General features: G+C 64.3%; 8 protein-coding genes. 4 read left to right on the forward strand and 4 right to left on the reverse strand.

The features are described 5' to 3' along the window. The first annotated feature begins 7 nt into the window (after positions 1-7). On the forward strand, positions 8-766 hold the full coding sequence (nuoB, locus tag HYR72_16875; protein ID MBI1816653.1) for an NADH-quinone oxidoreductase subunit NuoB: 759 nt from the start codon (positions 8-10) through the stop codon (positions 764-766). Here nuoB and HYR72_16880 read toward each other — a convergent pair. Together HYR72_16880 and HYR72_16885 are read right to left on the reverse strand one after the other, a co-directional pair. Then, a complete protein-coding gene (locus tag HYR72_16880) occupies positions 759-2,006 on the reverse strand; it encodes an MFS transporter (protein ID MBI1816654.1) in 1,248 nt (415 codons plus the stop codon). The genes nuoB and HYR72_16880 overlap by 8 nt on opposite strands. Positions 2,007-2,118: 112 nt before the next feature. After that, positions 2,119-3,669: an acyl-CoA synthetase gene (locus HYR72_16885; protein MBI1816655.1), complete on the reverse strand. Its 1,551-nt coding sequence runs from the start codon at positions 3,667-3,669 to the stop codon at positions 2,119-2,121. 800 nt (positions 3,670-4,469) lie between these two features. Here HYR72_16885 and HYR72_16890 point away from each other — a divergent pair. Then, a complete protein-coding gene (locus tag HYR72_16890; protein MBI1816656.1) occupies positions 4,470-4,838 on the forward strand; it encodes a hypothetical protein in 369 nt (122 codons plus the stop codon). A gap of 52 nt (positions 4,839-4,890) precedes the next feature. Here the strand turns inward: HYR72_16890 and HYR72_16895 are convergent, their stop codons facing one another. Continuing rightward, complete coding sequence (locus tag HYR72_16895) at positions 4,891-6,441, reverse strand: hypothetical protein (protein ID MBI1816657.1); 1,551 nt, start codon at positions 6,439-6,441, stop codon at positions 4,891-4,893. An 11-nt stretch (positions 6,442-6,452) separates the two neighbouring features. Continuing rightward, the gene (locus HYR72_16900; protein ID MBI1816658.1) at positions 6,453-9,002 is read right to left on the reverse strand and encodes an alpha-L-rhamnosidase N-terminal domain-containing protein; all 2,550 of its coding nucleotides are present in this window, start codon (positions 9,000-9,002) and stop codon (positions 6,453-6,455) included. Between the two features lie 320 nt (positions 9,003-9,322). Here HYR72_16900 and HYR72_16905 point away from each other — a divergent pair, with 320 nt between their 5' ends. Together HYR72_16905 and HYR72_16910 are read left to right on the forward strand one after the other, a co-directional pair. Beyond that, positions 9,323-13,357 carry a hypothetical protein gene (locus HYR72_16905; protein ID MBI1816659.1) on the forward strand — a complete coding sequence of 1,345 codons (4,035 nt, stop codon included), beginning with the start codon at positions 9,323-9,325 and terminating at the stop codon, positions 13,355-13,357. Between the two features lie 226 nt (positions 13,358-13,583). Continuing rightward, positions 13,584-14,171 (forward strand): DUF952 domain-containing protein, encoded by a 588-nt coding sequence (locus HYR72_16910; protein ID MBI1816660.1) that lies wholly within the window; start codon positions 13,584-13,586, stop codon positions 14,169-14,171. The last annotated feature ends 13 nt before the right edge of the window (positions 14,172-14,184 follow it).

The raw sequence follows: 14,184 nt of genomic DNA on the forward strand, positions 1-14,184 counted from the left end.
AACAACCGTGTTGAGAGCTCTGCTCGCGCGCCTGCAACAAGGCCATCGCACCATTTCGTTCCCGCATGGTGAACCTTCACTGCCAGACCGGTTTCGCGGCCTGCCCGTGGTCGATCAGGCGAAGTGCCGCGATGGCTGCCGTGCCTGTGCCGAAGTGTGCCCGACGGATGCAATCGCGGCAGACGAGCACGGCGTGCGAATCGATCTCGGCCGTTGCCTGTTCTGCACGGAGTGCCGTGACGCGTGCCCCGACGGTGCGATGCAGTACACGGCAGAGTATCGACTCGCGCAACGGACGCGCGACGATCTGGTGCTCACGGGTGAGACGCTGAAGCGCGCGCAAGCGCTCGGCGCCGAGAGCCGGCGGCTGTTCGGTCGCTCGCTCAAGCTGCGCCAGGTCAGCGCCGGCGGCTGCAACGGCTGCGAGTCTGATGTCAACGTGCTCAACACCGTGGTCTTCGATCTCGGCCGCTTCGGCATCCAGTTCGTTGCCTCGCCGCGCCACGCGGATGGGTTGCTGATCACGGGGCCGGTCACGGAGAACATGCAACTGGCGCTGCACAAGACCTACGATGCCGTCCCGTCACCGAAGCTCGTGATTGCGGTCGGCGCCTGCGCCATCTCCGGAGGCCCCTATCGCGATCACGTTGAGGTGCACAATGGCGCCGACAGCGTGGTGCCGGTTGATCTCTACGTGCCGGGCTGTCCGCCGCACCCGCTCACGATTCTGGACGGACTGCTGCGGCTGCTCGGGCGGATCACGTAGGTGCGTGCGATGCGTGCACGCGGCGTAACGGCACTAACGAGAGCAGCGTCATGAGCGCCGCGATGAAGAACAGCGTGCGATAGGCGAGCAGGGATGGGACGCCGGCGGTGACGGCGGCATCGAGTCCGAGCCCCGCGACGAACGGCGCGATGCCATAGACGAGGCTGGTCGCGACGTCGGCGACCACCAGGTAGCGTGTGGGCGCGTGTATCGGCGTGAGTCCGAAGAGCACATGCGTGTCCGCGACCCCGAAACCCGCCACGAGTATGTTGAGCGAGAAGAAGAACACCGCCATCAGCGCGACCGCGTGAGTGGCGAACGTGAGGGCGAGCAACGACAGATATAGCGAGGCGAGTCCAACGGCGTTCAGCGTGAATATTGGCAGCGGACCGAACCGGTCAACCGCGCGACCCCATAGGTAGAGCGAGATGAAGCCACCGGCGAAGAACGCGAGTGTGGTGATCAAGACATCCGCGTCGCTGAAGCCGAGGGTGCGACGCATGAGCACGATAACGAACGGGAGCACGGCTCGTCGCGCGCCGCCACACAGTCCGACGCCGAGCAGGTAACGGCGCAGGGGCGCCTCGTGCCGCAGCAAGGCGAGCGCCTCGCGGATGCGAGTGTACTCGCGCTGTTCCGTCGGCGGCTCCGGCAGTGGGGCAATGAGCACGATGCGCAGCACGCCGCAGGCGGTCGCGACCGCGAACAGTGCCCCGAACGAGCCGGGATGCAGCGTCAGCCAGTGTTGCGCGCCGATGAAGTAAGCAATGAGCGTGAAGTGCCAGACCGAGCGTAGAATGCCGAAGAAGTGCCCCGTGCGTTCCGGCTCGATGTAGGCGCGCAGCAACGGAAACCACGCGGTGTCGGAAACGGTGATGCCGGCAGCGGTGACCAGCAGGCTCGCCAGCGTGAGCGTCAGGCCCCACGGCGCCGGCAGGGTCGTGAGCAGTCCGAACGCGAGCAATGGCAAGCCGGCGAGCACGGCGATGATCTGTCCGGCGATGAGGATCGACCGCTTCGAGAAGCGTCCCACCAATCGCAGCGTCGGCAACTGCAACAATTGCAAGAACGGCTCGAACGCGTTTTGCAAGCCGACGATCGCTTCGCTGGCGCCGAGCGCAACGAGCGTGAGCGTGGGAAGCTGATCGGTGTAGACGAGTCGGTGCGTCATCCCCGCCGGATGACTCGCGATCGCCAGCCGGCGCCCGCGCGCCCGCGCGTCTGGCGGCAGTTCAATCACAGACGCTCCTTCGGCAGTGGTCGGAGGGCGACGCGTGCGTCGCCCCTACGCAGAAGGTGACGGCCGTAGCGCACGCGTTTGTTATCAAGGCATCTCGCGATGAAGGCGGTGCTCAGATGGCTCGCTCGCGCCCTTGCCAGTACGGATCGCGCAGCTTGCGCTTGTAGAGTTTGCCGTTGGGATCGCGCGGCATGGTGGCGATGAAGTCGATGGTCTTGGGGCACTTGTACTTCGCGGTTTTCTGCAAGCAGTAGTCGAGAACCTCCTGCGCGAGGGCCGGTGACGCGTCCACGCCCGGCGCCGGCTCTATCACGGCCTTGACCTCTTCGCCCCAGTCTTCGTTGGGAATGCCGAACACCGCCGCGTCGGCGATCTTCGGATGCGTGAGCAACACCGACTCGACTTCGCTCGGGTAGATGTTCACGCCGCCAGAGATGATCATGTCGATCTTGCGATCGCAGAGGAAGAGGTAGCCGTCTGCGTTGAGGTAGCCGATGTCGCCGACGGTGAAGAAGCCGTCGCGGCGATTCTTGTCGGTCTTCTCCTTGTCCTTGTGATACTCGAAGTCGGCCGCGGCGAGCGACATGTACACGGTGCCGGGCGTGCCGGTGGGACATGGATTGCCGTCGTCATCGAGAATGCGAATCTCCGAGCTGGGCCACGCGCGGCCGACCGTGCCGGGATAGCGGAGCCATTCTTCCGGCGTGACCAACGTACCGCCGCCTTCGCTGGCGGCGTAGTACTCGAAAATCGTATTGCCCCACCACTGCAGCATGCGGCGCTTCACGTCGACCGGACACGGAGCGGCGGCGTGGATCATGTGGCGCAGCGACGACACGTCGTAGCGCGCTTTCACGCTGTCAGGCAGCGCGAGTAGGCGATGAAACTGCGTCGGCACCATGTGGCTGGTGGTGACGCGAGATTGCTGGATCGCGTCGAGGCAGCTCTCCGGCGTCCACCGATCCATCAGCACCACCGTGTGGCCGAAGTGCAGCGACGAGCCGGCGAACATGAGCACCGCCGTGTGGTAGAGCGGCGAGCCGACGAGATGAACGTTGGCCTCACCACCTTGGATGCCGAACATCCCCAGAAACATGCCGAACATCGAGGCGACGATGTCAGGATCGTACGGGGCCAGAGCGCGACGCACGCCCTTCGGCCGCCCGGTCGTGCCCGACGTGTAGTTCATTACCTGGCCGGCGCAGCGATCGGTCGGTAGCGTCGTGGGTTGGCCCGCTTTGAGTTCTTCGTACGAGCGGAACCCGTCGACCTTCCCGAGAGCGAAGCGATGCGTCGCCGGAAAGTCGATCTCGTCAACCGCGCCGCGACACGCCGCGCCGAATCGCTCGGCGCCGATGAACGCCTTGGCTTCGGAATTCTCCAAGATGTAGGCGATCTCGGCTGCGGTGAGGTGATGATTGATCGGGACGAGGTACCACCCGGCTTGCCCCGCGGCGAGATACAGCTCGATCATCGGCGCGCCGTTGGGCAGCGCCGTCGCAACGACATCGCCGCGTTGTAGACCGAGCGCGCGCAGCGCGTGCACGAGCTGATTCGCGGTAGCGAGCAGCTCGCCGGCGTTCACCCGCCGCCCGTCGGGTTCGACCAGCGCGAGATGCGCCGGGTCCTGCTGCGCCAAATTCCAGAAACCAAATTCCGCCATTGATGAGACCCTCCCGTTGAATGCGTCGGGCACGGTTAACAAATGTTCACCGGCGGGTCTAGCCAGACCGAGCCGGTCGCTGGCGCGAGGGCCCCCTCCTTTGGGACATGATCTGGGCGGAGGAGAGCCAAGAAGGAGGCGCGTCTGCAATCACGCAACGGTAATTGGGATGACGCCGAAGGCCACGATCATGGGGTCCCTCCTCTGCGGCATCACCCGCCGCGGAGGAGGGTTAGGGTGGAGGCTCCGAGTCAGGAGCCGCTAATTTCGAGCCACGAAGACGCGTGATCCGGCAAGACGAGGTGCTCTTGTCAGCTCCGCGACACGTGCGCAAATGCGATGCGGTGCGGGCCTGGGCAGTAGATTCTCGTGCGGTCGGCGAGGCGGCAGCCGCTTGGCGCCAGTACGTCGGGGCGAGCCTATTGTCAGGGACGTGCAACTCGAACTCGATTGACTCGTCCTGACGCTGCCACGCGACGTAGGTCTTTGGAGTTGCATGTGCAGACCGAAAGAGCGTAGGAGCCATGTTGACGACGATGCGACACGCCGCAAGTGCTTTGAAGGTAGGCTCCAACGCGCGAGCGCTATCTTTCATGGGGGCGATCCTGGTCGTTGCGTCGCTACCCGGTTGCGGAGGCAGTGATGAAGCTGGTGTCGCGCGTACTCCAACGCGCATGCTCTCGTCCATCACCGCGACGGCGACGCCGTCGCCCATCCCGCAGCCGATCGACGTCGCACTTTTTGCACAGGAGGTGCTTGAGGAGATCGGGCCAGGCATATGCGCCCGCTGCGGTTGTCAGATGAGGATCGAGCCCCTCTCAAAGGGAGCGGCACTCTACTGCGACAATTTCATCGGCCACTACGGGAGCGTCACGCTTGAGGGGTTTGTGACAGCCGAGCAAGCCGCCACTGCCTTTGGTTCGATCAAGCCAGCCGACGTGGAGGTTGGTGGTGGGTTGCTACGGGTGGGCAGCTCGGTTCCGGCCTGCTGCGCCAATCTGGGAGGCTTGCAGCAGTACTGGGACTGGCTGAGAGGCTGTTGGCTCGCTGGTGGATCTGCCTTTGACGACACGAGTTACCGACTCGCACCGCAGCCGCGCGATGTCGTGGATCAGCTTCTCCGTTCATCGCACGCCGCGGATCTGTTCGCCCGCTGTGCGCCCGGCTGATCGGAGCCCGCGATACGTCAATCGATGGCGATCATGGCGAAGTGATCTTGGCTTAGTCGGGTTGCTCTGCCAGGCTGTCGTTCACCGAGGCTGGCCAGAGGCATTGCGGATCGCGGTCGGGATGGACGAAGGTGCGGCACAGAACCGCCTGGCGCGTCCGGCATTGGAATTCCATCAGGAAGATGTGGCGGCGCTGCTTCAGTGCAACATCAGTGGGCTCGATGCGCTGGGTGACCGCGCCGACCACGATGCTGTCATCGGCGGGCCGTGCGCGGCAATAGCGCCCGGCCGCGTGAGCCAAGATGCTCTGCTTCAACAATGGACGATGCTCCTCGGGTACTTTCATCCACCGCACGTCGTGCAAATAGGCTTGCAGCAATACGCCGCGCAGCGAGCGCGGAAAGAGTGAATCGGCGGGGAGACGCGATCCGCTCGGGGTGGTCGTCACGGACCAGGCGCGAGTCTCCCCGCGCCAGTTCTTCTTGTCGATCCAGTTGAACAATTGGTAGTCCTGCGCAATGCCGATCGACCACAGCACTGCATAGGCGGGATGAGAGAGAAGACTGACCACGGGCAGTCGCCGTGTCATCGCGACCGCCAGCAGCGCCAGAAACGCTAGCGCGAGTTTGCCCGAGCGGTCGAGTGCGCGCGTTCCGCCACGCTCGACCGCAACGCCGGCGCGTCGCGTGAGCGCGTGCATGATCTCCTCGCGGAAGAACAGCACGGCGGCAGCGAGACAAGCGAGGTTGGCGAACGGGATGCGCAGTGTCGCGATGATGCCCCCGTGAAACGCAACCAGACACACCAGTCCGACCCACTTGAGCGGGTGTCCCGCGCGCAAGAGCAACAGCAACGGCAGCAGGGGTTCGATCGCCAGTGCGGCGTAAGTGGCAACCTGCAGCAGCGGCAGATGCTGCGGTCCCCAGAAATCCGGCGCGTACGCGATTGGCAGCCGAACCGTCGCGTAGAGGGCGAAACCCTGCTGCCACATCGGACTCTCCAGCTTCCACAAACCGGAGACGAGGTAGAGCAGACAGAGATTGCCGAGCAGGCACCACAGCGCCGTACCGGGAACTGTGATCCGTAGCCACGCGCGCCAAGACGCCCGGCCGTCGCGCCACCACTGCGCCAACACCAGCGTTCGTCCGATCGGCAGCAGCAACAACCAGAACAACATCAGGTGCATGATGGCGTCGTCGACGTACATGACGATGAAGTTCCAGCGGTAGGTCGAGACGGCGATGAGATAGAGAACCGCCGCGCATCGCTTCGGGTGATGGCCGACGATGATGCCGATACTGAAGCCGCACGCGAGGGTGAAGACTGCGTAGAAGAACGCGTCCCCAAGTTCGGAGTGAAACAAGCTGAGGCGTGTGAACCAGAAAATGTGCTGAAGCACGCCGTGATCGAGCAAACCATCGGGGCTGCTAAAGTCGGGTACTTCGATCAGCAGACTGGAGAAGTACGCCAGTGCGACAACGCCGACAAGCACGCGAAAGATGTCGATGGGTAGGGCGTACGTGTCGTGCAGCAGCCAGGCAGGCCAGCGGCGAGGTAACGGTTCACGCGATGACTCGGGGCCTTCCATCACACCGGCCTGCACGTGGTCGTCGGCTAGTCTGTCTCGAATCGCACGCGATGCGTTCCCGGTTGGAGTACGAACGCCTCACCTGCCGCGCGATAGCCGCTCGGGGCGACGACCTCAGCACACGAACCGGCGGGAACGGCAACGTCGAGGTCGATGCCGGCACCGTAACGCTGCCAGCCGACGCGGATGTCGCCGCGGATGGTCGGAAAGACCCCGCGCGCCTGCGCGAGGTCGGCGAACTGGGGCGCGACGCGAAAGCGGGCGAAGCCCGGCTCGATCGGCGACACGCCGAGCACTTCAGTTGAGAGTTGATAGACGGGTGTGGCGGAGAAACCGTGGCACAGGCTCGCGGTGGGATCGAAGCTCTCCCACAAGGTGGTCGCGCCGCGCGCGAGCATGTCGCCGTAACGCGTGCGCATCAGTACGAGGGCGCGATCGAAGCGGCCGGCGCGGCAGAGCGCGCGGTAGACGAAGTGGCTGTAGAACGTGTTGGCGAGCACCACGTCGGTCTCGGGATCGAACGGTTCGCCCGTCGGCGCGATCGGCGGCGCGGCGGTGAACTTCAGCCGCGCGGGATCGGTGATGTAGTCGACCATCGACGGCCACCGCTCAGGGGGTGCGACGCCCCACAGAATCGCCGCGCCGTTGGCGTGCTGCGACACGCGGCGGTCCTGAGCTCCGGTGGCGGGATCGACGCTGTCGACGTAGACACCGCGCGCGGTGTCCCAGTGACGGGCGTTGAGTGCCGCGCCGACGCGCGCGGCCAGCGCATCGTAGTTGCGCGCCGCGCGCGGCGATTCGAGTGCGCGCGCGAGTTGCGCCGCGGCGCGTAGCGCGCCGGTCAATTGCGCGTTGAGCGCGGCCGCTTCGCCATGCCGGCCGAGCGCCGCCCAATCCATGAAGTGCCAGTACGGCGACTCGGCAACGAGATCGTGCGGGCCGATCTGGCGCGTGAACCACGCGAGTGCACGCTGAATCGCCGGGAAGATCTGCTCGATGGTGTCGAGATCGCCGGTGAAGAGCCAGTGATGCTCGGCGTTGAGAATCCATTGCAGCGTCCAATCGGGAATCAGCACCGCGTTGGTGTGATGATCGCCGGGCGCGAACATCTGCGTCAGGCCGTCGGGACGCTGACTCTCGGCGGCGTGCAGGAGGAACTGACGATTGAGCGCGTTGGCGCTCGGGCCGAACGCCGCTTGGCTGACGAGAAACTCGACCGTCGCGTCGCCGAGCCACTGCCGTTGCTCGCGGCTCGGGCAGTCTTCCCAACCGTCGTGCATACAGAGTTGCAGTGTGTAGCGGCCGATGTCCCACAGGCGCGTCAGCATCGCGTCGGAACATTCGAACGAGCCGCGGTGCTCCGCGGGATAGCGAGTGAAGGTTGAACCAACGTGGGCGATGCGCAGCCCGGCGGGTGCGTTGCGCACAGTGATTTGCATGTAGCGTACCGCAGTCCACTCGAAGCGCTCGAAGTGCTGCCGGCCCGGTCGCGCGATGTAGCGGAACAGGTGCATCCCGTGGCCGCGGTCGACATCGAGGCGCGGACGCTTGGGCGGCGTCGCACTCCATTCTTCCGGAATGCCCTCGGCGACCGCGAGGTCGATGATCTCGCCGCCGTGTGCATCGATCTCGATGAACGGATGACCCGAATGAATGCGGCCGAAATCGAGCATCAATGACACGTCCAGTTCCGGCGTCGTGCGGACTGTCGTGGCCTCATCGTTCGCGGTGAGCAACGCGTCGGGTTGCTCGACGAGATGCGGCGGCAGATCGATGAGATCGTCATCGTAGAGCTGGCGCTCGACAGGTCGGTCGAGAGCGGGGCGCGCGCCGTACCAGCGCAGAATACGTTGCGGCGCGAGCGGCGAGTCGATGAGAAAGGGAATCTCGCGCGGCAGCAGGGTAGGGAAGGGCTCGATCTTCATGCCGCCCATCATTGAATCGGGCGACCCGCCACCGGCAGTGAGGATGTGAACGCGGTCCCACTGCGAGTCGTCGAAGTCGGCGTCGGCCCATCCGGTCGGCATCTGATTCGCGTCGTGAACCTCGATAAAGCCGAGTCCCCATGCGGAGCGTGGAGTGTCACGCTGCCAGGCGGTGCACTCACAACACCACCAGTGTTCGTCGGACAACAGATCGATGATGGATTCGCCGCAGCGCACCTGCGCGTCGCAGTAGAGCCCGCCGTCGCCGAACACCGGTTGCCAATGTCCTTCGACGCGTTGGTACCACGAAGTGTCGACGCCGTAGACCCGCACCAGCACCGCGATGACATTGGTGCCCGTGTGCAGATGCGCCGCGATGTCGTAGGTGTCGGTGCGCTGATGCATCGGATCGCATCGAACGGGACCGCGACCGACCCGCGTGCCGTTGATGAAGATCTGATAGCGTCCATCGACCGTGATCGTCAGCCGCGCATCGTCTGCTCGTGCGGGCAACTCGAACACGCGCCGAAACAGAAACCAGCGATTGGTTCCGTCGTCGCGGCGCATCGGTCCACCGAAGAACACGCGCCACAGCGCGAGCGGGTCGATAACCTGTTTGCTGGTCCAGATGAACGGAGTACGACGGTACATGGTCGGTCCTCTATGTCGACGGCGAGTCCTACTCGGTCTGCGCGCCGAGTGAAAGCGCGTGGCGTGTCTCGACTTCCACGATGCACGCGCCGTCCGGGAATAGGCGCTCCTCTCCGGCGTAGGGGCGATGCATGCATCGCCCTCAGTGCTCTGCGCACAGCGCACGACTTGCGAGATTTCGGACCTCCCAGGCCGTCGTTGGTTCGCGCGGCCGCTCCGTCTTTCTTCACGGTCCATCTCTCTTCTTGACGGGTAAACACGGAGTAGCGTAGGACAGCCAAGTCTGCGCATCGGCGCCCGAGGTGCAAAGGGGGACCGAAGTGGAATCCAAAACTCGCTCGTTGCTGTGGGGGATTGTCTGCTCGATCTCGCTCTTGGCCGGCTTGTCAGCGCGCGTCAGCGCGGTGAGCGTTCCGTGCTCGGCGACCGACCTGGTCAATGCGGTGCAAGCTGCAGTGAACACCACTGGCGTTCCGACAGTTGAAGGCGTAGCAGCACAAACGCTCGATCTGGCTGCCGGCTGCACCTACACGCTCACCACCGTCAATACCGGCGCCGGTAGTTTCGAAGGCCCGAGCGGCCTGCCCGTCATCAAAGGTTTGCCGAACGCAGTGTCGTTGACGATCAACGGCAACGGCGCCACCATCACACGCCTTGCCGGAGCGCCACAGTTCCGCTTCTTTACCGTCATAAGCAACAACACACTCAACCTGAACAACCTCAGCCTCACCAACGGCAGGGCTGCGGACGACGCCGGCACTGGCGGGAACGGCGGCCTAGGTGGTGCCATCAGCAACTTCGGCACTCTCTCCCTGGTTTCCACAACGCTCGCGAACAATCGCGCCGGTGATGCACTGCCGGGTGGGGCGGGATTTTTCGGAGGCCACGGCGGTGCAATCTACACGCAGGGCGTAACATCGGTGGTCAGCAGCTCGTTTACATCGAACGCCGCTGGCAATGGCGTGCGAGGAGGTAGCGGCGGCGCCATCACTGGCACGTCTCCTTCCTTCGGCCTCTTCGGCGAGGGCATGGCGATTGTCCTCAGTTCCTTCACCGACAACCGCGCCGGAAACGGCGCCAGCGGGGTCGGCACAGAGATAGGTGGAGGGGGTGGCGCCATCTCCTACACCGGCGTGCTGAGCGTCGATCGCAGTGTGTTCAACGGCAACGGCGCCGGTATTGGCAGTTTTGGTGGAGCGCTCCTGGCAACCCAACTGCAGATGATCAACACGACGATCAGCGGTAATATCCGCGGCGGCGGACTCGACGTGGAAGGATTCCTCTCAACGGCGACGCTGACCAATGTCACCTTCACCGCGAACACCGGCGGCAACATCCTCAACCCACTCTCATCGGCCCCCATTTCTCTGCGCAACACGATCGTCGCCGACAGCGTCGACGGGCTCAACTGCGATGGCACAGTCACTAACCTTGGCAACAACCTCGATACTGGAACGAGCTGCGGCTTTGGATCGGCCAACGGCTCGGTCAGCACCGCAAACGCGAACCTCGGCCCATTGCAGGACAATGGCGGGTTTACCTTGACGCACGCACTGCTGGCGGGGAGCAACGCGATCGATGCGGGCGACGACGCCACGTGTGCGGCCGCGCCGGTGAATGGCATCGATCAGCGCGGAGTCAGCCGTCCGCAAGGCATGCACTGCGACATCGGTGCGTTCGAGTCAGGAGCGAGTCCACCGACGGTCACGGCGACGACCACGGCGACGCTCACAGGCACGCCGGGCGTCACACCGACCCCCACGCCCACGGCGACGCTCACGCCGACGCCCACTGTGCCTTCCACAAAGGAGATCTACGTCAACAATCGGGACAACAGTTCGGTGACGGTCTACAGCGGCACGGCCGACGGCAACGTTGCCCCGCTCCGCACGCTCATTGGCGGTGCGACTGGATTGAACCAGCCTCACGGCATCGCGCTCGACACGACGCACGCTGAGATGTTCGTTGCGAACTTCAACGCCAACACCCTCACGGTGTATGACCGCATGGCCAGCGGTAACACCGCTCCACTGCGCACCATCGGCGGGGGTTCAACGTTGTTCGATTCCCCGCAGGGGGTTGCCGTCGATCTTGTCAACAACGAGCTGGTGGTGGTCGATCGGTCTTCTCCAGGCACGTCGACGAACGCGAAGGTCACGGTTTTCAGCCGCACCGCCAACGGCAACGTCGCTCCGATGCGGACCATCGCCGGTGCGACCACGGGGTTGAACTACACCCACGGCGTCGCCGTGGACACCGTGCACAACGAGATTGTGGTCGCCAACCCGACCCTTGGCTCGACGCCTTCCGTTCTAGTTTTCAGCCGTACGGCGGATGGCAACGTTGCCCCGCTGCGCACCATCAGCGGCGCTGCAACGATGTTGAACGCGCCCATCGGCGTCGCGCTGGACGACGTACACAACGAAATCCTGGTGGGCGACAGCGGCGGTGGCGGGGCCATCCTCGTCTTCGACCGCACCGCCACCGGCAACATCGCCCCGCTTCGCAAGATTGCGGGCGTCACGACGCACATTGCCAATGCCGGGGGTGTGGCGGTGGACCCGGTGACCAATGAAATCGTACTGTCGGGTTTCACCGGGCAGTCTGTCCTCACCTTCGATCGTACGGCCGACGGCAATGTCGCCCCGCTGCGCAACATCGTCGGCGGTGCGACCGGGTTGAGCGCCCCCACATATCTGGCGATTGCGAGTACCTCGCCGCCCGCATCGGGCCCATGCGGCGGGCCAGCAAGCGGACTGGTGAGCTGTTGGAAGGCGGACGGCAACGCCAGCGACTCGGCCGACGGCAACAACGGCACGCTGCAAAACGGGGCGACCTTTGCTGGCGGCAGAGTCAATCAGGCGTTTCACTTCAATGGCGCAAGTCAGTTTGTCCAAACCACCAACGCGTCCAACTTGAGTTTCGAGCGCACGGCTCCGTTTAGTATCGATGCTTGGATTCGCACGTCCGAGACCGCGCACAACATCTTCATCGCGAGCAAACAATTCAACGGCGGATCGTACAAAGGGTACGGTATCGTCATTACCAATGGAGAAGCGCCAGCCTGCGACGCGATGAACCCGACGGCTGCCGGAGCGGGCCAGATCTCTGCCTTCCTCGACGGCGCGGTGTCCGGTGTGTGCCCGCCCGACCACTACATTGCCGTTCGTGGCACTACGCACCTCAATGACGGCCAGTGGCATCACGTGGCGATGACCTACGATGGCAGCTCATCCGCCGCAGGCGTGAAACTGTATGTCGACGGCGCCGCAGAGAGTGCCGTTGTGCAATCCGACACGCTTGGCAGTAATTCAATTCTGAACACTGTCCCCTTTACGATCGGATCGCGCGAGAACGGCGCGGGGCCGTTCAACGGCGACATCGACGAGGTCGAGATATTCAACCGGGCGCTAGCCGCCGCTGAGGTCCAGGCGATCTACAATGCTGCGCCGCCGCTGCCGACCGCGATCCCAACGATCACCCCCACGGGATTACCGACGCCGTCTTCTACCGTGACGCTGACGGCGACGGTGCCACCGCCCACGCCATCGCCGACGGTGCCGACGACAGCAACCGCGACACCCACGCAATCAACAACCGCGACCAGCTCACTGACGGCAACGAACACCGCCACCGTGACCAATTCTGCGACGCCGAGCCGGACGACCACCGCGACGAGCACCGCCACCACAACCGTGACGCCCTCGCGCACCGTCTCACCAACAGTGAGCGCAACCACTACGCTGCCGCCAACTCCGACGGTGACCGCGTCGCCGACTCGCAGCGGCACCGCATCACTGACGCCGAGTCGCACGCCGACCGGAACCGTCACGCCGACTCCGAGCCGCACCGGAACTCAGCCTCACACGCCGACGCCGACTCGCACGCCGACTCCCACGCGTACACCGCGCACCACCTTGCTCACGCAGATCATCACGGCGCTGGAGAACATCCTTCACGTTACCAACATCCGCATCTTCCCCGATCGCGGCACGATCCGGATCGACGGCGAGCTGTTGACCTACAACGGCAAGCAAGCATCGCAAGCGGCGGGCGCGGCCGACATCGAAGAACCGGGCGAACTCCTCAATCTGCAACGCGGCGTCAACAATACCACCGCCGCCGAGCATCAAGCCGGCGCGGTGGTGACGCTGATCGAGCCGATGTGCACGGGCGATTGTGATGGCAGCAATGCCGTCACCGTCGAGGAGCTGATCATCGGCGTCAACATCGCGCTCGACGTCGACACGTTGGACCAATGCCCGTCGTTCGACACCGACATGAGCAGCAGCGTGACGGTCGAGGAGCTCATCATCGCAGTGAACATTGCGCTCGGCGAGTGCCCCGCGGGCTAGCTTGTCTGTTCGAAGGTCGGAAGCGCACCCTGCACGTCAACGCGTCTTCATCGTCCTGGTAGGGCGGGCGGCTCGCCCGCCTTCCTGCGTTCCGTCGCTACGCGAACGCGGGCGGGCCGCCCGCGCTACCTCTTCCGTGTTCTCTGCGCGGGGAGTTGTCACACTCACGGCCTCTCTTCGTCTCCGACTTTCGTGGTCTTCATGTCTTCGTGGTAGTACATCTTCGGTGCTCTTGGCTCATGCCATCTACCACATCGTGCCCGCCGCCGAGCTGCGTGCCGGAGTCGCAGGCGATACATACACGCCGGCACGCTTCGGGGCGGACGGCTTCGTGCATTGCGCGGCAACCTCGGCAAGTGTGCTCGCGGTCGCGCGGGACTACTTCGCAAACATCGAGGGGCAGTTGCTGGTTCTTCGCATCGATCCCGTTTGCCTCACCGCGAAGCTCATCTTCGAAGCACCCGCGCCCATCGAAGGCGGCGGCACCAGTCACCTGCAGGCCGGAGATCTCTTCCCGCATGTCTACGGGCCGATCGCCCTCGCCGCCATCACCGGTATCGCTCAGTTGGTGCGCCATGGCGGCGAGTTTGGTTGGCCAGAGAGGTTTGTGCCGTTCGGCGCGTTCGATCGGCTGGGGGAAGGATCAACCCTGACGCGACAGAAAATTCTCACCGCAGAGACGCAGAGCCGCAGAGAGGTCCAAGAGACAGCTCTTTGGGCGCTCAGAAGCAGAGTTCATCGGCAATCATCTTTGGATTTGGTTCATCATCTTCGCTTGAGCGGCCGTCTCTGCGACTCCCCGTCTCTGCGGTGAACTCCCTTCTGTC

The organism is Deltaproteobacteria bacterium, from assembly GCA_016178705.1.
In the GTDB taxonomy this organism is placed as follows: domain Bacteria; phylum Desulfobacterota; class Binatia; order HRBIN30; family JACQVA1; genus JACOST01.

Bases quoted from the DNA above. Each gene is read 5' to 3' on its own strand.
- HYR72_16900 (MBI1816658.1), bottom strand. From the start codon at position 9,002: ATGTACCGTCGTACTCCGTTCATCTGGACCAGCAAACAGGTTATCGAC.
- HYR72_16890 (MBI1816656.1), top strand. From the start codon at position 4,470: ATGAGGATCGAGCCCCTCTCAAAGGGAGCGGCACTCTACTGCGACAAT.
- HYR72_16885 (MBI1816655.1), bottom strand. From the start codon at position 3,669: ATGGCGGAATTTGGTTTCTGGAATTTGGCGCAGCAGGACCCGGCGCAT.